The sequence below is a fragment of the Acinetobacter sp. PK01 genome, assembly GCF_022819285.1.
Classification (GTDB): domain Bacteria; phylum Pseudomonadota; class Gammaproteobacteria; order Pseudomonadales; family Moraxellaceae; genus Acinetobacter; species Acinetobacter tandoii.
On record NZ_CP094643.1, the window covers coordinates 1,923,491 to 1,944,776 of the forward strand.

Annotated in this window: 22 protein-coding genes; 5 read left to right on the top strand and 17 right to left on the bottom strand. The window is 40.2% G+C overall.

Annotated elements, in window-relative coordinates:
* Positions 1-15 precede the first annotated feature (15 nt).
* Together MP622_RS09125 and MP622_RS09130 are read right to left on the bottom strand one after the other, a co-directional pair.
* The gene (locus MP622_RS09125) at positions 16-768 is read right to left on the bottom strand and encodes an electron transfer flavoprotein subunit beta/FixA family protein (protein ID WP_016165916.1); all 753 of its coding nucleotides are present in this window, start codon (positions 766-768) and stop codon (positions 16-18) included.
* 505 nt (positions 769-1,273) lie between these two features.
* Complete coding sequence (locus tag MP622_RS09130) at positions 1,274-1,879, bottom strand: LysE family translocator (protein ID WP_243790604.1); 606 nt, start codon at positions 1,877-1,879, stop codon at positions 1,274-1,276.
* A 116-nt stretch (positions 1,880-1,995) separates the two neighbouring features.
* Between MP622_RS09130 and MP622_RS09135 the strand changes: the two genes are divergently transcribed.
* Positions 1,996-2,490 carry an Lrp/AsnC family transcriptional regulator gene (locus MP622_RS09135; RefSeq protein ID WP_016165914.1) on the top strand — a complete coding sequence of 165 codons (495 nt, stop codon included), beginning with the start codon at positions 1,996-1,998 and terminating at the stop codon, positions 2,488-2,490.
* Between the two features lie 8 nt (positions 2,491-2,498).
* Positions 2,499-3,059 carry a GNAT family N-acetyltransferase gene (locus tag MP622_RS09140; RefSeq protein ID WP_243790606.1) on the top strand — a complete coding sequence of 187 codons (561 nt, stop codon included), beginning with the start codon at positions 2,499-2,501 and terminating at the stop codon, positions 3,057-3,059.
* Here MP622_RS09140 and MP622_RS09145 read toward each other — a convergent pair.
* The 8 genes from MP622_RS09145 to MP622_RS09180 all read right to left on the bottom strand — a co-directional run bounded on the left by MP622_RS09145 (position 3,039) and on the right by MP622_RS09180 (position 10,967).
* Entirely contained in the window at positions 3,039-3,407 is a 369-nt protein-coding gene (locus MP622_RS09145; RefSeq protein WP_243790607.1) for a hypothetical protein, read from the bottom strand. The genes MP622_RS09140 and MP622_RS09145 overlap by 21 nt on opposite strands.
* Positions 3,408-3,619: 212 nt before the next feature.
* A complete protein-coding gene (locus tag MP622_RS09150) occupies positions 3,620-4,543 on the bottom strand; it encodes a tyrosine recombinase XerC (protein WP_243790609.1) in 924 nt (307 codons plus the stop codon).
* A 16-nt stretch (positions 4,544-4,559) separates the two neighbouring features.
* Positions 4,560-5,168, bottom strand: a complete 609-nt coding sequence (locus tag MP622_RS09155) for an alpha/beta hydrolase (protein ID WP_243790610.1) — start codon at positions 5,166-5,168, stop codon at positions 4,560-4,562.
* A 104-nt stretch (positions 5,169-5,272) separates the two neighbouring features.
* Positions 5,273-6,118: a diaminopimelate epimerase gene (gene dapF, locus MP622_RS09160; protein ID WP_243790612.1), complete on the bottom strand. Its 846-nt coding sequence runs from the start codon at positions 6,116-6,118 to the stop codon at positions 5,273-5,275.
* Between the two features lie 13 nt (positions 6,119-6,131).
* The gene (lysA, locus tag MP622_RS09165) at positions 6,132-7,376 is read right to left on the bottom strand and encodes a diaminopimelate decarboxylase (protein WP_243790614.1); all 1,245 of its coding nucleotides are present in this window, start codon (positions 7,374-7,376) and stop codon (positions 6,132-6,134) included.
* A gap of 24 nt (positions 7,377-7,400) precedes the next feature.
* Complete coding sequence (locus tag MP622_RS09170) at positions 7,401-7,625, bottom strand: lipoprotein (RefSeq protein ID WP_016165907.1); 225 nt, start codon at positions 7,623-7,625, stop codon at positions 7,401-7,403.
* A gap of 133 nt (positions 7,626-7,758) precedes the next feature.
* A complete protein-coding gene (locus MP622_RS09175; protein WP_243790616.1) occupies positions 7,759-9,162 on the bottom strand; it encodes an amino acid permease in 1,404 nt (467 codons plus the stop codon).
* Between the two features lie 305 nt (positions 9,163-9,467).
* The gene (locus tag MP622_RS09180; RefSeq protein ID WP_044740161.1) at positions 9,468-10,967 is read right to left on the bottom strand and encodes an alanine/glycine:cation symporter family protein; all 1,500 of its coding nucleotides are present in this window, start codon (positions 10,965-10,967) and stop codon (positions 9,468-9,470) included.
* Positions 10,968-11,317: 350 nt separating this feature from the next.
* On the opposite strand from MP622_RS09180, the gene radA reads away from it, so the two are divergent.
* The 3 genes from radA (at position 11,318) to tehB (ending at position 14,797) form a co-directional block, all read left to right on the top strand.
* On the top strand, positions 11,318-12,700 hold the full coding sequence (radA, locus tag MP622_RS09185; RefSeq protein ID WP_016165904.1) for a DNA repair protein RadA: 1,383 nt from the start codon (positions 11,318-11,320) through the stop codon (positions 12,698-12,700).
* Positions 12,701-12,825: 125 nt separating this feature from the next.
* A complete protein-coding gene (locus MP622_RS09190; protein ID WP_104440986.1) occupies positions 12,826-13,800 on the top strand; it encodes a TIM44-like domain-containing protein in 975 nt (324 codons plus the stop codon).
* A gap of 133 nt (positions 13,801-13,933) precedes the next feature.
* Entirely contained in the window at positions 13,934-14,797 is an 864-nt protein-coding gene (gene tehB / locus MP622_RS09195; protein WP_243790618.1) for an SAM-dependent methyltransferase TehB, read from the top strand.
* Positions 14,798-14,863: 66 nt separating this feature from the next.
* Here the strand turns inward: tehB and cysN are convergent, their stop codons facing one another.
* The 7 genes from cysN to MP622_RS09230 form a co-directional block, all read right to left on the bottom strand.
* Entirely contained in the window at positions 14,864-16,474 is a 1,611-nt protein-coding gene (gene cysN / locus MP622_RS09200; protein WP_243790620.1) for a sulfate adenylyltransferase subunit CysN, read from the bottom strand.
* Positions 16,475-16,558: 84 nt separating this feature from the next.
* The gene (gene cysD, locus MP622_RS09205; RefSeq protein ID WP_026441297.1) at positions 16,559-17,467 is read right to left on the bottom strand and encodes a sulfate adenylyltransferase subunit CysD; all 909 of its coding nucleotides are present in this window, start codon (positions 17,465-17,467) and stop codon (positions 16,559-16,561) included.
* 212 nt (positions 17,468-17,679) lie between these two features.
* Positions 17,680-17,892, bottom strand: coding sequence for a hypothetical protein (locus MP622_RS09210; protein ID WP_044740164.1), 213 nt, complete (start codon positions 17,890-17,892; stop codon positions 17,680-17,682).
* A 104-nt stretch (positions 17,893-17,996) separates the two neighbouring features.
* Entirely contained in the window at positions 17,997-19,442 is a 1,446-nt protein-coding gene (locus MP622_RS09215; protein WP_243790621.1) for an alpha/beta hydrolase, read from the bottom strand.
* Between the two features lie 107 nt (positions 19,443-19,549).
* Positions 19,550-20,431, bottom strand: a complete 882-nt coding sequence (ubiA, locus tag MP622_RS09220; RefSeq protein WP_243790623.1) for a 4-hydroxybenzoate octaprenyltransferase — start codon at positions 20,429-20,431, stop codon at positions 19,550-19,552.
* Positions 20,432-20,449: 18 nt separating this feature from the next.
* A complete protein-coding gene (locus MP622_RS09225; protein WP_243790625.1) occupies positions 20,450-20,920 on the bottom strand; it encodes a chorismate lyase in 471 nt (156 codons plus the stop codon).
* 88 nt (positions 20,921-21,008) lie between these two features.
* The gene (locus MP622_RS09230) at positions 21,009-21,284 is read right to left on the bottom strand and encodes a hypothetical protein (RefSeq protein ID WP_016165895.1); all 276 of its coding nucleotides are present in this window, start codon (positions 21,282-21,284) and stop codon (positions 21,009-21,011) included.
* Between the last annotated feature and the right edge of the window lie 2 nt (positions 21,285-21,286).

Here is a 21,286-nt window from a genome sequence, read left to right on the forward strand (position 1 = left end):
TTTTATCCTTCTGTATTAGATCACTTTCGCTTCGTTTTTCAATTTTTCAACAAGCTCATCAACAGATTTCACTTGTACGCCTGCTTTACGGTCAGCAGGTGGTTCAACTTTAACTGTTTTAAGCTTAGTTGCTGTAGAAACACCAAAATCAGCTGGTGACTTAGTATCAAGCGGTTTTTTACGCGCTTTCATGATGTTTGGAAGAGCAGCATAACGTGGCTCGTTCAAACGTAAGTCAGTGGTGATGATTGCTGGAAGTGACAATTCAACAGTTTGTAAACCACCGTCAACTTCACGAGTCACTTGTACTTTGTCGCCATCAACTTTAACTTCAGATGCGAACGTACCTTGACCTGCACCTAGAAGTGCACCAAGCATTTGACCAACTTGGTTAGAGTCGTCATCAATGGCTTGTTTACCAAGAAGGATTAATTGTGGTTGTTCAGCTTCAACAACGCCTTTAAGGATTTTAGCAACTTCCAAAGCACCAAGTTGGCTGTCATCAGCTTCAACCAAGATACCGCGGTCAGCGCCAAGTGCCATTGCAGAACGAATTTGTTCTTGAGCTTCTTTAGGACCAATAGAAACAACGATGATTTCTGAAACAGTTCCTTTTTCTTTTAAGCGAACCGCTTCTTCCACTGCGATTTCACAGAATGGGTTAATTGACATCTTAACGTTAGTAAGGTCTACCCCACTATTGTCCGGTTTAACGCGAACTTTAACGTTGGCATCAACCACACGTTTTACAGCAACAAGAGCCTTCATGTAATCCTCGGCTGTTTTAGCAAAAGTAAATGTTGAGAAAAGTTAGATTAACTCTTCACATAAAATTTTTTAGGTGTCCTATCTTGCAATTGTATGGCATTTCGGTCAAGTCACAATTACTGAATCCACTGTAAAAATGCGTAAAAATGGCTGAACGTCGCGTTCAAATTTTTATTTGCATGAATTTTAATTCTAAAATAGCAGTTTTACTGTTCTAATTTTAAACATTGATTTTTATTATTTTTTTACTTTATTTACTACATAATTTTTTCTGATCAATGACTTAAATTTCTGCTTTAGCTGTTTGAACAACTGACCAAGTATGGCTGTAAAATCAACCAAATGACTTGTCAGTTTTGACAGAACCATATTCCTGATTAAAATTTTATTCCCTAGCTACCTTTAAGTAGTCTCCCAATCCTACTTATGGCTTCGACATGATAAGAAATCTGCTGTTATACATATAAAAAAGCATGCCAATCAAGAGCATGCTTTTTTATTTCAATTAATTGGCGATCAACCAACTCGCAGCTAGCATAAGTAAACCGCCCGAACCCGCGTCAACCCATTTTTGTTTTTGAGCGTCTAATTGTGCATTTGCAGTAATTTTAGCAATAACAATACTTAATCCACTATATACCACCAAGCACAAGCCTATAAAAATAGACGATAGAATCAGACCTTGTATGACAGTATTTTCCGCATTACGCATAAACTGCGGCAAAATTGCAAAATAAATCAGCATTCCTTTTGGATTTAATAAAGAAGTTAAAAAGCCTTTAGCAATTGGACTGCCTGCAAAAGCCTTGGGCACATGCAAAGATTTGCTGTTAAAAACAGCGCGAAATAAACTAAAAGCCAGATATAAAAGATAAGCAATCCCTAACCAGCGAATTGTTTCGAACAACATCGGAAAAGAAACCAATATTGCCGCGATGCCCAAGGCAACCAAGACCGAATGCACCATATAGCCCATACAAACCCCAAGAGTCGCCATAAAGCCCGCTTTTACACCTTTCGCCATTACTTGCGAAAAAATAAATAGCATGTCAGGTCCTGGAGTACACACCAGTGGTAGAACGGTCAACGCAAAGAGTAAATATACAGACATATCCTTTTCCCTTTCGAATATCGACTGAAAGTGAAAATTAGTATCTTCGAATTTATACAAAATAGGATTGCAAATATTCTATAATTAGATCCATATTTCGAATTTAATTCTATTTTATGAAATCATCTTCCAAGAATATTTTAATCAAGCTAGATCGGATTGATAAAAGTATCATTCGAGCCTTACAAGAAAATGGTCGAATCCAAAACAATGATTTGGCTAAAGAAGTTGGGCTATCTCCTTCTTCCTGTTTAAGACGGGTCAAACTGTTGGAAGAAGCAGGTGTCATACAAAACTACACCACTGTGGTCGATCCTCAAAAGATTGGCTTCCAATTGATTTTATTTTCACGTATTTGGTTGGTCGGACAAGATGCTGAAACGATTGATCGTTTTATTGAAGCAATGAAAGAACTGCCTCAGGTCATGGAGTGTTATATTATTTTGGGTGAATGTGATGCCATGCTCAAAGTTGTCGTCCCTGATTTGGAAAGTTATCGAAAATTCCAGTCTACACATTTGACCAAAAAAAATGGTATTACCAGTGTCAAAACAGATTTACCTAGCCAAATTATTAAGCAAAGTTTTCAACTTCCGCTTGAAGATTTATAAGAGAGACAATGCAAAAGTTTCTAGAAAGTGCTCGCTTAATTTTACGTCCATGGCAAGAGGCTGATCGATTACCATTTTATCAGCTCAATGCAGACCCTGCTGTGATGCGTTATTTTCCCAAATGCTTGACTCGGACTGAAAGCGATCTGCTCATCGATAAATGCCAAGCTTTAATTGAACAGCGGGGCTGGGGCTTTTGGGCAGTCGAATTAAAATCTGAACAATGTTTGATTGGTATGACAGGATTACATTCTCAACCTGATCAATTTAGTTTTTCACCATGTACCGAAATTGGCTGGCGGTTGAACAAAGATTATTGGGGTCAAGGCTATGCGACAGAAGCAGCTCAACTTGCATTGAGTTTTGCCTTTCAAACCCTCAATTTAAAGGAAGTTGTTGCATTCACAGCCTCAATTAACCATCCTTCACAAGCGGTAATGAAAAGGTTAGGCATGCTATATCAAAAAGAGTTTTTACATCCTGCCCTGACTGCCGAGAGTATTTTGCAAAAGCATGTACTGTATTCCATTCATCCCCATGAATTTAACTCAGACGTGCGCATTACCTAAAAAGTCGCGATGTACATGACTCAGTTCAATCAATTCATAACGGGATAAATCAAAAATTTCCCAGACCAATTGAAAGTCATCGGTTGTATCCATTATTGGAATAAAGTTTGCAGATACATTCCACGTTGTACCGTCCCAAACATAACATTTACGACTATCCTGTTGCACCGCTTGCACCATACCAGAGGTATTAATCCCTTCAATCACTGAATTTTCTGGCAATAGAGGTTGTACTTCAGGTAAGCAATATTCAATAAAATGTTTAATCTGACGCAAACCATATCCTGCAAAAATATCCTTTTGCACTGAATTTAATTGATCATATTTTTCTTGTATATTCGAAATCATGGTTTGCATTCCTCTTTCATTCAACACTCAAAATTCGCAATCGGTATGTTTATGTTCAATACCGCATACCATGCGACACTTATACTTCATCTTTTGATTTTTTATTATTCTACAATAGTACAAATATGCTCCTTTTCATTTTACTTATGTAATGACTAAAGCAACTTCTGTACCAGAATAAAATCATTCGGCATATATCTACACTGAAATTGTTACTGTTTTTTGAATTGAGCACGCGGATGTGCTTGATCGTAAACATTGGCAAGTCGATCAAAATCGACATGGGTATATATTTGGGTGGTACTTAAATTACTATGCCCCAACATTTCCTGTACAGCTCGTAAATCACCGCTATTTGACAGCATATGACTTGCAAAACAATGTCTTAATAAATGTGGATGTAAATCAACACTCACCCCTGCACGTTGCGCTTGAAACTTGACACGATTTTCAATTTGTCTGGCACCCAGTGGATTGCCTTTACGACTAATGAATACATGAGCATCAGGAACAAAATCACCATGCCACAATGGATACAACTTTAGCCAATCCATTAATGCATCTCTGGCTTTAGAACCAAAGGGAACTACACGGGTTTTGTTACCTTTACCCGTGATCCGTAATAGAAGCCGATTAAAATCAATATCTTTAATTTTAAGACTTTGTACTTCTGCTAAACGTAAGCCACTGGAATACAATAATTCCAAAATTGCCTTGTCGCGCAACCATAACTCCTGATCAGATTCTTTCTCAGGTTTAGGCTGATCTAAAATTTGCTGAATAGTTTCAATATCCACCATACCCGGCAAGGGTCGTGGTTGACGTTTTAATTGAAAATCATCAGAAGGGTTAAATTCCAGATATTGCCCGTCTTGAGCCCATTTCATGAACTGGCGAATCGCAGACAATAACCGCTGCAAACTACTTGAACTTAACTGGTGTTGCTCTACTTTGACAGCCAAATATTCGCGTAAATCAGCCGTTTCGACATCTTGTAACAGCAATTTTTTCTGATCACAAAACTGTAAAAAATCACCAACGTCACGCTCATATGCGAGTAAAGTTAATTTAGACTGATTTTGTATTTCTCTTGCTTTCAGCCACATACCGAGTAACTGTTGGGATTCTACAGACATCATACCCACCCTAAACCTAAAAATTAAAATGAGTTAAATACTGCTGAATGTGTGCTGCAACTTCTTCTGCATAGTGTTCCCCGAAGGCATGATCACCACCATGAATAATATGAAGTTCAGCTTGTGGGAATGTTTGCTGCAAAGCCTGTCCAACGGCGATTGGGCTAATCGGATCTTGATCTCCCCACAATAACAATATTGGTATCCTGATCTTTTCAAGGTGTTGAGATAAATCTATCTGCGTAGCCATAAACCAGTCTGGATAGTTGAGATACTGTTGTTGATAAGCGGTTCGCCAATCTTGTACCTGAAATGGAGTTAAATCAATTCCGCCCGAAGTTGCCAAAAACACTAATCCTTTGACCAAATCTGGACGTGCTATTGCTGCCTGTACAGCAAAAATTCCGCCCATAGACTGTGCAATCACAATAGATTCAGACTGAATCTGTTGCAAAACATAATTCGACAAACTGGCAAAATCATAAACACTCTCTTGGCTTGGTTCCTCACCAAAACTCGGATAAGCAATGACCTGTTTAGATTCTGCATGAGATAATTTATTGATTAAAGGATTCCAGAACGTGGTACTTCCCGATGCGCCTGGTAGAAAAATTAAATTTGGCATGTCTCTACTTTATATCTATTTATCTTTGGCTTCAGCATAGCCGATTTTGATCCATAAAAAAGCACCATCATAAAGACAGTGCTTTTTTCAACAGCAATACAGGTTTAGCCTTGGAAATAACGCAAGTCGATACGTCCTTCATAAACGTTGGCTGTCGGACCTGTCATCCAAACCACATCACCATCACGCCATTCAATTTGTAACTTCCCACCCGCCAGTTCAATTTCAACCTGATTTGCCAATAAACCACGACGGATGCCTGAAACAGCAGCAGCACACGCCCCTGTACCACAAGCTAAAGTTTCACCAACACCACGCTCAAATACACGTAAACGTGCATGTTTTTCATCAATAATCTGCATAAAGCCTGCATTGACACGTGCTGGGAAACGCGCATGTGACTCGACTTGTGGTCCCATCGTTGCCACATCAGCCGTAATGACATCTGGAACAATAGTCACCGCATGTGGATTACCCATGTTCACCACATCAATTTGAATCTGTTGTTGATTTGCCAACTCTAGGTCATACAAATTTTCTGGTTCATCTGCTAAAAATGGAATTTCCTGTGGTAGAAATTTTGGATAACCCATATTAACGCGTACCCAACCATTTGACCCTAATTCAGGCTCAACAATGCCTGCTTTGGTTTGTACTTTAATTTTGGTTTTGGTGGTGAGTTGTCGTTCATGTACAAAACGTGCAAAACAGCGCACGCCATTTCCACATTGCTCAACCTCTGAACCATCGGCATTAAAAATACGATATTTAAAATCCGCTTCTGGTACATCGGGTGGTTCAACAATCAATAACTGATCAAAACCAATGCCAAAATGGCGGTCTGCAAGACGTTGGATCGTCAGTGCATCTAAATACGCGCGCTGACTAATTAAATCCACAACCATGAAGTCATTGCCTAGACCATGCATTTTAGTAAATTCTAAAAACATTTTTAGTGATTCCTTAAGGCAATAAACGCTCTTTTTCCCAAAGTGATTCGATTGTTTCACGCTCACGAATCAGATGGGAGTCAGCACCATCGACCATGACTTCAGCCGCACGACCACGTGTATTGTAATTTGAGCTCATCACAAAACCGTATGCACCTGCTCCCAATACTGCAAGTGTATCGTTTTCACGGAGGGCTAAATCACGTTCTTTGCCCAAGAAATCACCCGTTTCACAAATCGCACCCACAACATCCCATTGTAAAGTTTCGACATCATCTCGTGGAGTAACTGGTTGAATATCCATCCATGCTTCATACAAAGCAGGTCGAATTAAATCATTCATTGCCGCATCAATAATGGCAAAGTTACGGTGATTGGTCGGTTTCAATAAATCCACTTTAGTCAGTAACACGCCAGCATTGGCAGAAATACTACGACCTGGTTCCATATATACTTTTAGCCCTAACTTTTCTAAAGCTGGTTTGAGTGCATTGGCATATTCTTCTACAGTTGGTGGGACTTCATCTTTATAAGTTACGCCCAAACCACCACCAATATCGATATGCTTCAACTGAATACCTAACGCTTTCAGTTGCTCAATCATGAGCATGACACGATCTAAAGCATCGACAAACGGTTTGGTTTCAGTCAGTTGTGAACCAATATGACTGTCAATTCCAATAATCTCTAAGTTCGGTAGACTGGCTGCATATTGATAGGTTTCAAATACCGTATCCGAAGGAATACCGAATTTGTTTTCTTTTAATCCTGTCGAAATATAAGGATGAGTTTTTGCATCGACATCTGGATTAACACGCAAAGAAATAGGCGCTTTTTTACCTAAAGTTGCTGCCACTTTCTGAATACGATCTAATTCGGCATGAGACTCAACGTTAAAACATGCAATCTCAACTTCCAGTGCTTTTTGTATATCTGCTTCAGTTTTACCTAAACCTGAAAAGACAACTTTAGATGCATCGCCGCCTGCAGCCAATACACGAGCAAGCTCACCGCCAGTCACGATATCGAAACCACAGCCTAACTTTGCCAAGACATTGAGTACCGCGATATTTGAGTTAGACTTTACCGCAAAACAAATTTGATGGTCGATAAAATCAAACGCACGATCCATATCTAAATAATGTTTTTCAAAAGTCGCTTTTGAATACACATACAGTGGCGTGCCATATTGCTGCGCAAGCTGTTCTAGGGAACACTGCTCTGCGTGCAATACCCCATTAATGCGGGTAAAACTCATGGAAGATGTCCTTTCAATGACAAGTTAAGGAGTAGAAGATTTTGATTCTGTAGTTGCCTGTTGTTCAGCGGATTGGTCCGTTGGAACTTGCTCCGTTTTTTGCGCAGGCGCTACATTTGGATATAACAAATATTTTGCACGTTTGTCATAATTTGAATCGCTTGGTAATTGTAATGCCCCCGATTGACCACAACCGACTAATGAAGAACCCAACACCAATACACTTATGCAGCAAATGACGTGACGCATCTGACCACCTATCTCAAATTTTAACGAAGTATAACCCGATCAACGCATTGACCAAAGCATTAAACGCTAGAGATTATCGCCAGACATAAAAAAACGCCAGTTCTAAACTGACGTTTTTCTGTATAGACAACGATTATTTATGTTTTGGCTTATAGAAACCGAAATAACCAATCGCAAGAATAATAAGCCAAATTGGGCTGACCATTAATGCCTTCATGGTATCTGGCTCTAATGACAACACGTAAATCATGCCAATGAAGAACACAATCACCACCCAACATGTCAAAGGACCACCAGGCAATTTAAAGGTCGATTTTGCATGTAACTCTGGGCGTGTTTTGTAGTAAACCAAATAGCTCCACAAAATAATCAACCACACCAAAATAAACAGAATCGTGGATAGCGTCGTTGCCAAAGTAAAGGCTTCAACCGTATTTGGCACGAAATACTGTAAGGCTGCCCCACCCAACAAACAAATTGCAGAGAAATATAAAGCATTTGCAGGAACTGCACGCTTATTCAAATGACCAAAAGCCTGTGGTCCTTGCTTCTCACGTGATAAGCCAAACAACATACGACTAGTCGAAAATACTCCGCTGTTCATAGAGGACATCACTGACGATAACACCACAAGGTTCATAATAATCGCAGCGGCTGCAATACCTGCCTGACTGAACAAATTCACAAAAGGGCTAACTTCTGGATTGATTCTGTTCCATGGTGTCACTGACATCACAATGACCAATGCCAACACGTAGAAAAAGATAATACGAATGGGAATAGAGTTCACTGCTTTAGGCAAGTTGCGCTCAGGATCTTTGGTTTCAGCCGCAGTTGTCCCAACCAACTCTACCCCGACAAAGGCAAAAATTGCAATTTGGAAGCCTGCTAAGAAGCCTTCCATTCCTGTCGGGAACATTCCGCCATTTGCCCATAAGTGGGTAAACGATGCCACTTCACCTGTTGTTGAGGTAAAGCCTGTAGAAATCATCCACAAACCAACCGCAATCAGCACAACAATGGCAATGATTTTGACCAAAGCAAACCAGAACTCTAGCTCACCGAACAGCTTCACCGTCATTAGGTTCAAGCCCATAATGAAGATAATCGCAGCAACACTTATCATTGCTCCTTCAACTGGGCTAAACGGTATTCCATTATTGAAGAATTGCAGATAATAAATAATGGCGGATAAGTCCGCGATACCAATGGTGATCCAACACAACCAATAGGTCCAACCTACGAAATAACCCGCCCAAGGACCAATCAGGTCTGTCGAGAAGTCAATAAAAGACTTATATTTCAGGTTAGATAACAGTAATTCTCCTAATGCGCGCATTACGAAAAACACCATTAAACCAATGATCATGTAAATAAATAAAATTGATGGGCCTGCCAAACTAATGGTTTTACCCGACCCCATGAACAAACCAGTACCAATTGCACCACCAATCGCAATTAGTTGTAGATGTCGATTTGACAAACTACGATGGAGTTCGCCTTGTGCAGCTGACTCATTCGTGTTTTGATTTAACATCGCTATAAAAACTCTCTATTAATCCTTTAAGATTTTTTAACCAAATTAATCCAAATTACACATTTGCACTATTTTAAGCACGCCTTCGCCATGTAAGTTTTTGGGTCAATCTAAGCTAAACAACTCTATCTGTATCGTTCAGCATTCAAGCCTTATACAATTGGGGCCGATAATACGCACTACATCAATGCAATACAATGCGCCTTTTGGACACATCAGTTCATATAAATCTTATACCATTCAATAAAAAAAGCAGCCGCCGTGACTGCTTTTTAAGTTCTACTTCACACTAACATTCAATTACTTTATTGATTATTCTGTTGTTTCTTTAAGCGTTCTTCCCAATAAGTTGCATTACGAATCCCAAGTTTTACAGGATCAAAGGTATATTCTGTTACTCCTGCTTTTTGTTGCTGCTCATAATCTTTCAATGCTTTGATGGTTGGTTTCCATACAAAGTAGGTCACAATAATACCCACAATATTAATCCATGCCATTAAACCCACACCGATATCACCAATTCCCCAGATATAACCTGTTGCACTAATTACACCGTAAGCGACAGAAATCATGATAAAACATTTCGTAACGAACAATAACGATGGAGATTGCGTGATATAACTCAAATAAGTGATGTTGGTTTCTGCAATATAGTAATAAGCAACAATTGTGGTAAATGCGAAGAAGAATACCGCCAAGGCAACAAAAATTTGTCCAAAACCACCAAATACAGTGCTCACCGCCATTTGGGTAAATGCTGGCGAACCAATTTCGACAGTACCTGCAACATTTTGAACAATAAATTGTCCTGCTTCTAATGTGCCTTGTACGTTATACATACCTGTAATTAAAATCATGAAGGCTGTAGCAGAACAAACAAATAGCGTATCAACATAAATTGAGAAAGCTTGTACAAAACCTTGTTGCGCTGGATGTTGTACTTCTGCGGCTGCCGCTGCATGCGGTCCAGTACCCTGACCTGCTTCATTTGAATACACCCCACGTTTAACACCCCAACCAATGGCAGCACCGAGTCCTGCCATAGGGCTAAACGCATCGTCAAAAATAAGTTGCAGCACACGTGGCAATTCGTGAATATTAATGGCCACAATGACGAGGGCCATTAAAATATAGCCCAACGCCATAAATGGAACGACAAACTCTGCAAAACGTGCAATACGTTTAATACCACCAAAAATAATGATGGCCAACAAAGATAGAATTACAACCAAAGCAACTAATTTGAATGAACCTACATTACCAAAGACGATGGAACCTTCACCTGTAATTTGCGTAAAGGCATTCCCCACCGCATTGGCTTGAATCCCTGGTAGAAATAAACCACAAGATACAATTGCGGCAACCGCAAATACCACACCTAACCAACGTTGGCCTAAACCTTTATCAAAATAAAATGCAGGTCCACCACGGTACTGACCTTGGTATTCCACCTTATAAATTTGACCTAAAGTAGATTCTACGTAAGCTGTACTTGCTCCTAAGAAAGCCACAAGCCACATCCAAAATACTGCGCCCGGACCACCAAAACCAATTGCTGCTGCTACCCCTGCAATATTACCAACACCTACACGCCCCGAAAGTGATACGGCTAATGCTTGAAATGAAGAAATCCCTTGTTCTGAAGAACCACCATGTATTAATAATCTTGCCATCTCTTTCATTTGGCGAACTTGAACAAAGCGCGTCAGAATAGAGAAAAATAAACCTGCTCCCAAACACAAATAAATAAGAGCCTTGCTCCAAATAATACTATTTACCCAATCAACAATTTCTGCTGCACTCATAGACATCAACCTTTTTTATATAATTTGAAAATGTTGCAATTGCTTTATTTTCATTTGTTTGAGCATGAGCAATATCTATGCCATCAAACTGCTGTGTCATGACAAGAAACAACCAAACGCTCAAACTCCTTCCATGGAAAAAGTGAACTGAACAAATCACTTGACTCAAAACACACTGTTTCTTACTTGTAAAAGTCTTATATCATGTTATTTTTCTGAGCAATTCCCTTTAACCAGTAATTACGATAAACAGCGACACTTCTTATTCCTTAAGAATTGCATTCACTGTATTTAATTGTTTTCGTAACTATTACTTTTATCTAATTTACAGATTATTTTCAATTTTATTTATGGCAAAAATTAAAACCGTATATCGCTGTGAGCAATGTGGTGCAGACCATTCAAAATGGGCTGGACAATGTGTTGAGTGTGGCGAATGGAATAGTCTGGTTGAAGTCCGCATTGAACCTGCGGTGACACATCGTGCCCAACCTAAAATGGGCGGAGGCTACGCAGGACAAGCAGCAAATATCACGACTTTAAATCAAGTCTCAGTTTCGCATGAAACGCGTCTTGCAACAGGTATTGGTGAGTTTGACCGCGTACTCGGCGGGGGCTTAGTCACTGGTTCTGTGGTATTGATTGGCGGTGATCCTGGTATTGGTAAATCAACCATTCTCTTACAAACAGCAACTTATATGGCAGCAGCCAGAAGTTCCGCACTCTATGTAACAGGTGAAGAATCCCTCTCGCAAGTTGCGCTACGGGCACAACGTTTAGACTTACCAACAGATCAACTCAAAGTAATGGCAGAAACTTGTGTAGAACGTATCTGTGAAGTTTTGGCACAAGAACGCCCTGCCGTTGCAATTCTCGATTCCATTCAAACCCTTTACACAGAAACTTTACAATCTGCACCGGGTGGTGTCTCACAAATTCGAGAGTCTGCCGCATTACTGACTCGTTTTGCCAAAAATAGTGGTACTGCACTGTTTATTGTGGGTCATGTGACCAAAGAAGGTGCTTTGGCAGGACCACGTGTACTTGAACACATGGTTGACTGCGTACTGTATTTTGAAGGTCAATCTGACTCACGTTATCGTATGATTCGCGCAGTAAAAAACCGTTTTGGTGCAGTCAATGAGCTGGGCGTGTTTGGTATGACCGATAAAGGCTTACGTGAAGTCGCCAATCCTTCAGCAATTTTCTTAAGTCGCTACGATGAAGCTATTCCAGGTTCAATTGTAATGATTAGCCGTGAAGGCACACGCCCACTTTTAGTCGAAGTGCAAGCTTTGGTGGATGATGCACACGGACAACCACGTCGCGTTGCCTTAGGCTTAGAACAAAACCGCCTAAACATGTTGCTTGCAGTCATGCACCGTCATGGTGGTGTACAAACCTCTGGACAAGATGTGTACGTTAATGTCGTCGGTGGTTTAAAAATTACTGAAACTGGTTCGGACTTAGCTGTTCTACTGGCGTGTGCCTCTAGTTTACGAGGTAAGGCATTGCCCCAACAATTAGCAGTTTTTGGCGAAGTTGGATTGTCAGGTGAAATTCGTCCTGTGCCAAATGGTCAAGAACGTTTAAAAGAAGCCATTAAACATGGTTTTAAATACATCATTGTGCCGCGTGCCAATGCACCACAGAAAGCCATTGCAGGCGTGCAAATTATTGCAGTAGCACGATTACATGAAGCATTAACCGAAGCTATGAATCTTTCTGAATGATCTAAGGTGAGTGTTAAAAATTAACTGTGCAAAATTAAACAAAAAAATTGTTTTTTCTTATTGAAAAAATTGACAAATGCCTGCATAAATACAGGGCTATTTATCATTTTTTATAGGAAAATTGAATGGAAGTTCGACAGCGTAGTTTAGTTGCAGGTATTTTAGCAGCGGCGTTATTGGTAGCACCTTTGGCAGAAGCGAAACGTGCAGGTGGTGGTAAGAGTCATGGCATGAGCCGTTCTGCGACACCAACACAGTCTTATCAACAACCTCGTCAAGCTACACCTGCTCAACAACCTGTTGCCCCTGCAACTGCACCACAAAAATCTGGTCCAGGTGTAGGTAGTATGGTTGCTGCTGGTGTTGCTGGTGCTGCCGTAGGTGCAGTGGCTGCAAATGCGCTTGCAGATGACCACCCAGCAAGTCAAGCTCAAGCCGCCCAAGAAGAAAAAGGTGGAATTCCAGGTTGGATCTGGATCCTTCTCGCTGCTGCTGTTGCCTTCTTCATTTTCCGCAAGATGGGCGCAAAAAAAAAATTAACATCCACTAATCCATATGCACCAAATAATGGCGGTCAAACTGCATCGCCATTTGGTCAAACACCTGCGGCACCGCGTGCATCAACGGACAATACCAATATTTTTGGTCAATCTGTAGGTGGTGGCGCAGCAACTCAAGCACCAGTAAATAATGCGCCATTCGGCACTGCATATACGAACAGTGGTAACCAACTTCCTGATGGTACTGAACCTGCTGCTTTCTTACGTATTGCGCGCCAACGCTTTAACCATATTCAATCAATGAATACTGCCAGCAACATTGAAGAAATTCGTCGCTATTTAACGCCTGACTTATATCAGTCAATGTATAACGACATTATGGCGAACCGCGATCAAGATGTTGCTGAGTTCTCTAACTTGAATGCCATGGTGACAGATTCTGCAACTGAAAATGGTCAATATGTAGTGAGTGTGCGCTTTACAGGTACAGTCAGTGAAGACTTGAACAGTTTGCCGCAACCATTTACTGAAATCTGGCATTTTGTTAAACCTGCGGGTTCAAACCAAGACTGGTTAGTTGCAGGTATTCAACAGGCTTAAGCATTGAATTGCATAAAAACAGCGACTTCGGTCGCTGTTTTTATTTGTTATCAAATCAGGCTAATATCGAATGAAAAATATGCATAAACCCTTTTTCTAGCTGAGATGAAGCACCCAATCACAGGATATCCATATGCAATCTCTCGTTTGTTATAAAACTCTCCCTGTTTGGAAACACGACAGCATTCCTACCGCCTTTCAGCAACCCCACAATACCAAACAAGGCACATGGGCAAAACTGCACATTTTGAAAGGTGAACTTGATTTTGCGATGTTGAATGAACAAGGTAATGTGATCTCAAAGCATTGTTTCAGTGTCTCTGAACAACCTCCTCTAATTGAACCTCAAGTTTGGCATCGTATTATGGCATTTAGTGATGATATTGAATGCCAGCTCAGCTTCTATTGCCAATACGATCAATTGTTTACGCAGAAATATCAACTCACACCGACCCATTCCGAAATTTTAGCAGCTCAACCGTATTTACAAGGTGGAAAGGCATTGGATGTGGGCTGTGGTTCAGGTCGTAATGCCCTATTCTTAAGTCAGCACGGCTTTGAAGTCGATGCATGGGATGTAAATACACAAAGCTTACAACGCCTTGAGCAAATCATTCAGGCCGAACAAATTACCAATATTCATATCCAACTGCGGGATTTAAACCTAAATCAGCAAATTGAAAAGCAATATGATTTCATCTATTGCACTGTCGTGATGATGTTCTTACAAGCCAATACCGTTCCACCGCTGATTTCACAAATGCAACAAGCCACCAAATCAGGCGGATATAACTTGATTGTCTGTGCGATGGATAGTGAAGATTATCCTGTCCAACCTGACTTCCCTTTCAGCTTCAAAGCGGGCGAGTTAAATGCACTTTATCAAAACTGGACGATCCTCAAATACAATGAAAATATTGGTGAGCTGCACCGTACTGATGAGCAAGGCCACCAAATTAAACAGCGCTTTGCCACGCTTTTTGCACAGAAGGTCTAGTTTGCAATATCTATAGGCAATAAAAAACCCACCTTAAGGTGGGTTTTTCTAAATTAATTCAATCTATTACAGGCGAACCAATTTCACGATTTGTTCTGCAAGCTCTTCTGCTTGTTCAGCAGTAAAACTTACATCGGTTGCATCAACGAGGTCAGTAATTACCACAACACCTGTTTCACGCAACAAAGCTACTTGTTCAGCGGTTAAACCTGCTTTCGCTATTGCTACCACACCTTGTTGAATCAACAAGCTTTCTAACACTTGTGCTTGCTCAAGTGCTTTTGCTGTTACAGTGACTGTCGCAGGTTTTTGACCTAATCGTGCAGCACGGTCTTCTGCCGAAACAGGGTTCGCATGTGCAGTCCATTCAACCGCGGCTTCAACCATACCCGCACCAACCGTCACATTACTTAAACGGTCAATAAAGATAAATGAACCCGTATAACGACTGTCTTGATAACGGTCAAATACGACTGGCGCATCAAATTCAACGGTTAAGTCTGCAATTGCATTTAGCTCTAACTGTTCAACTTGGGTATGCTCAAGCGTATTCACATTCACGCGGTAGTTAATTGCCGTTACTTTGGCTGGAACTGTTTGCGTACCAATCTTAACGTTATACAACTTACCTTTTACAAGCGGTTGGTCATTCATCCAAACCACAGTTGCGCGGACACTACGTGATAAAGAAGGCTCTTCACCCGCTTTGACCAGCACGTTACCACGTGAAATATCAATTTCATCGTTTAAGGTTAAAGTAACAGCCTGACCAGCAATCGCATGCTCCAAGTTACCGTCATAAGTCACGATTTCTTTAACTGTCGACTTTTTACCTGAAGGTAACGCCACAATTTCATCGCCAACATGTACTTCACCCAGTGCGATTGTTCCGCAGAAACCACGGAAGTCGAGGTTTGGACGGTTGACATACTGCACAGGGAAACGGAATTCACTCTTGCTTGAATCACGGGTAATTTCTACAGATTCCAAGATGCTCATCAAGGTTTGACCTTGATACCATGGCGTATTTGCTGATGGATTAACCACGTTATCGCCATTTAAAGCCGAAATTGGCACAAACAGAATATTGCTTGGCTTACGATCTAACTGGCTCACAAACTGTTGGTATTCTTCTTTGATTTCGCCAAAACGAGTTTCAGAGAATTCCACCAAGTCCATTTTGTTAATCGCAACAACAATGTTCTTAATACCCAACAAGCTTGCGATGTACGTATGACGGCGTGTTTGAGTTTGTACGCCATAACGTGCATCAATCAAGATGATCGCAAGGTCAGCAGTAGAAGCGCCTGTTGCCATGTTACGCGTATATTGCTCATGCCCTGGCGTATCCGCGATGATGAACTTACGTTTTTCTGTAGAGAAATAACGGTAAGCCACATCAATGGTAATACCCTGCTCACGTTCTGCTTGCAGGCCATCTACCAATAACGCAAGGTCAGGTGCATCGCCTGTTGTGCCGACTTTTTTACTGTCGCGGGTCACAGCTTGCAATTGATCTTCGTAGATCAATTTTGAATCATATAACAAACGTCCAATTAAAGTACTTTTACCATCATCGACGTTACCGCACGTCAAAAAGCGTAATAAGTCTTTTTGTTCATGCTGTTTTAAGTAAGCCAAAATATCTTGGCTAATTAATTCTGATTGATGAGACATTGCTCAAACTCCACAAATGCTTTGAAATCGATTTTTTAATCTCCCTAAATCCCTCTTTAATAAAGAGGGACTTTGATTAGGAAATTAGAAATAGCCTTCTTGCTTTTTCTTTTCCATAGAGCCAGCTTCATCATGGTCAATCATACGACCTTGACGTTCTGAGCTTGTCGCGAGCAACATTTCTTGAATAATTTCAGGTAAGGTATTCGCTTCTGACTCGACTGCACCTGTTAATGGGTAACAGCCTAAAGTACGGAAACGTACCGATTTCATTTGTGGAACTTCACCTTCGTGTAAACGCATACGTTCATCATCAACCATGATGAGTGTACCGCTACGTTCTACTACTGGACGTTCAGCAGCAAAATACAATGGAACAATTGGAATCTGTTCTAAATAAATGTATTGCCAGATGTCTAACTCTGTCCAGTTCGATAATGGGAACACGCGAATACTTTCGCCTTTGTTCACTTTACCGTTGTATAAATTCCATAATTCTGGACGTTGGTTTTTAGGATCCCAACGGTGTTTATTATCACGGAAAGAATAAACACGCTCTTTCGCACGAGATTTTTCTTCGTCACGACGTGCGCCACCAAAAGCAGCGTCAAAACCATACTTATCCAGTGCTTGTTTCAAGCCCTGAGTTTTCATGATATCCGTATATTTTGAGCTACCGTGGTCGAACGGGTTAATGCCCGCATCACGACCTTCTTTGTTTTGATGCACGATCAAATCAAAGCCATGGGTTTTTGCCATGTTGTCACGGAATTGGATCATTTCCTTGAACTTCCAACCTGTATCTACATGCAGTAGCGGAAATGGAAGTTTGGCAGGATAGAACGCTTTCAAGGCAAGATGCAGCATGACAGCTGAGTCTTTACCAATAGAATATAACATTACCGGATTTTCGAATTCGGCAGCTACTTCACGAATAATGTGAATACTCTCAGCTTCAAGCTGTTTAAGATGAGTAAGTCTTTCCTCATTTATTGACATCGACAACACCGATTACTAATTCGTGCTTATTACACATTCAACAATTGATATTCATTATAGAGATTTACTATTCACAACTATTGCTTGTTTTATTATATTGATATGCAAAATTGTCATATAGAGCATAACTAATAATAACTATAAGTTTTCAAGCTATAGTCGATCTCTACCCTTTCAAAATTATTGCACAGCCTTAGAAAATTAATCTATTCACTCTTTGCCTGTGCGGCAGCTTCGCGCTGTTGTCTTAGTTCAACACGCTTTTGAATTTCTGCACGCTCTAAATCATATTGCTTTTTATTATCTGCATCACTTTTTGCAGCTAAAAGTGCCATTCCAAGAATAAACACTGGAATGAGCAGTCCAAAGGCCATTAATTTCCAAGGTAAGGGCTTTTTGTTCACTTCTGGTTGGCTCATAGGTGATTTAACTCAAATCTTGCATTCTTCATTGCGCAACAATATAACAAAAAAGAGCCTCAATAATGAGACTCTTTTTCACAAAGATGTATCTAACACAGTACTTAGAAATTGCCCGTACATTGTGGGTTTTGACTTGCATCTTTTTGTGCGTCAGTCAATACAATACCTGTAGCAGCGGACATATTTGCTTGAATGAAATCAAAAGCATCTGCATTTTTACAAACAATCGCTTGTGTATGTGTTGCATTCGGCACAATGGTAAGTTGATATCCATCAGCATAAGCATTTTGAGGGAAGTACTTGGTTGCATTGGTTTTCATATTTGCATATAAAGCCTGTGTAACTATAGGCAATACCGCTTGATCTTTCTCACCCTGAATAATAAATACAGGTGTTTTAATCACTTTTGCTGCGGTCGCGTTGGTGGCTGGTTGATTATCTATTAAAAATTTCTGAACTACTGGGTCCGTTTTAATCTTGTTTAAATCAATGCCATATTGTGCAATTAAGTGTGTAGGATCTTCATTTAAGAAAGCAAGTACCCCGACTTTAAATTGTTCTTGTAAACCATTTGCACTATTCGGGTCTGCATAACCCAAACATGCGCCATCATCGCCCGTACGGCCATATGCCTTTTCTGCAATATCCGCAGCACCTGCTGTAAAGATATTTTTTAAATCGTAATTAGGTTGATATGCTTTAATACCCGAACTGGTCAGCGCTGCATAAGCCAACAACTCAGCATAACCATCTGCAATTTGATCAATTGCCGCTTGTCCTTGTGCTGGTGTAATAATGTTATTTGCAACTGCATATCGAACTTTTACTAATTGCTCATCTAATCTATTCACGCCCTTAGATTGATTATTTTCATCAAGATTCAACTGCGGATCGAGATAAATCTGGATAATTCGCCCTAAACTTGATGCTGGCGCACCCGCAACTGCTCCTTTATAGCTGCTGTCTGTATTGGCAAATTCCGCAGTACCCAAGGAAGCATGTCCACCTTGTGACTGACCAATCGACATCCAAGCACCATTTAACTGCTTACCGTAATGATCTTTTGCAGCTTTTACCGCTGCAATTGCAGAATTAGCCTGACTAGATAAGTTCAAATAAGGATGTACACCTGCTGTACCCAACCCCTCATAATCTGGTGCAATGATGACATAACCCGCGGCCAATAAGGTATCTGCAAGAATTTTAAAGCGAGGGTTAAGTAGATTTTTACTCGGAGCACAGTCATCTCCACCACCCACTGTCCCATGTTCCCAAACCACAACGCGATAGCCATCTTTGGGTTGAATGGCTTTTGGAAACAATACCATGGCAGTGGCTGTTGCGGTTTTCCCTTGAACATTGGTCATATTATAGGTCATGACTTTAATCGAGGAGCTATTCACTACAGTATCTAAAGCATAATTTCCTTCAGATAAATAGGTTTTATTGGAATCGGCTACCGTATTATCGTCATCATCGTTACAAGCTGTTAAAAATAGACTTGAAAGTGTCAATGTAAGTGCCAAAGCTATTTTCGTGCGCTTCATAAAATATCCTTTTTAATCTTTATTTTTTGGGCATGAAACTACATGCAGAATTATTAAGGCATAAAAAAAGTGTCCTGTATAGGACACTCTTTAACCATATGGTCATTTTAAATTGTTAATTCTAAAAAAATTCCCATAAAAATGATCATTCCTACCCAACGATTGTGACGGAATGCCCAAAAACAGAGTTGTGGATCACGGTTTTTGGTTTTAACCGCTTGAAAGATAAAATCCCCAGCAACTAAAATTAATGCAAGCAAACCAAATGGCATCAATAATTGTTCTAGAAATAAAGCCGTTGCAATTAAAATCAGGCTTAATACCTGTAACGTACCAATAATTTGAATATCGTAACGTCCAAATAAAATCGCGGTTGATTTCACCCCAATTTTTAAATCATATTCACGATCAGTAATGGCATATTGCGTATCATAAGCAACCGTCCACGCTAAATTCCCAAAATACAATAACCAACAGGTTAATCCCAAAGGTTCACCCACCGCGGTATAGGCCATTGGAATAGACCACGAAAATGCAGCGCCCAAAAATACCTGTGGCAAATGGGTATAGCGTTTCATAAAAGGATAGATAAACGCGAGAAATAGCGCGCCGAAAGAACAATAAAAAGTTTCTATCGGTAAAAAAAATAGCATACATGCACTGGCCAAAACCAGTATTAAAAACACATAAACAGCTTCTTTTGCACTAATCACCCCTGTTGCCAAAGGTCTGTTTTTGGTTCGCTCTACATGAGCATCTACTTTACGATCTGCGAAGTCATTAATGGCACAACCAGCAGCACGCATAAAAATGGTGCCCAAAATCATTGGAATTAAAATTCCTAAACTTGGCATACCTTTATTCGCAACCCATAAAGCCCACATGGTTGGCCAAAAGACTAATTCAGTACCAATGGGTTTATCGAAACGACATAAATAATAATAAGCTTCTAAGCGTTCACGCCAAGTAATATGTTGCACCGTAGCCATGAAAATCCTTTAACAATTTCATAATTTGGTTTTGCGTAGATACTGCTCGAATGCAGGTAAGAACGTTTCTTGAACAATAAATTTACAACCGTGCCAAGTATAACAACTTTGGCGTGTCCAACCATCTTCTAACCAAATCACACGGCGTTCACATGCTGGATTGGTACGCTGGAACAAAAACCAGCCAATTGGTTTTGTGCCAATATATTTAAAAAGTCTTGCTCGACCTTGCAAACTTAGAATCGGAAAAATACTTTTCGCTTTAACCCAAGGCTGCATATCATTGCCATATAAAAAGCTTTCTCTAACCCATGAGGTATGCTGATGTGGCATTCTCATCCATTTTGCATCAATAAAATGTAGGCGCTGAAAATGTTCTTTAATCGGTTGTACCCTAAATTTTCCACCCGCTAAATCCGTGAGTTGCTGCGTCAATGAACCTGAAGCATACAACCATGTTTTCAGTTCAGTTGGAATCTGCTGCTGCATAACCTTACCTGTTTAATTGATCCACTTTACGTTTAAACCCTTTTAGAGTTTATAAAGAATGTTATTGATTCAATTTAAAGATCAATTATTAACAATTATCTGTTTTTGCGATGACTTCAAACTTCCCTTGTGGCGTTTTCACTAATATGAACCCTTCAGCACTCAGAAAAAAGCTTTGGGGATAATCATAATCGAGTGCCAATTCTGGGCTTTTTAGTGCAACAAACTCTGCCTGTTTATAACCTTCTGGAGTACGCCCAACTTCAATATAGGTCACCATTGAAAAATTAAGTTTAAAACCTTTGTCATGGTCTTTGGGATCAATCCAGGGATAAAAACTGGTGTGTTTTTTACGCTGTGCCATAA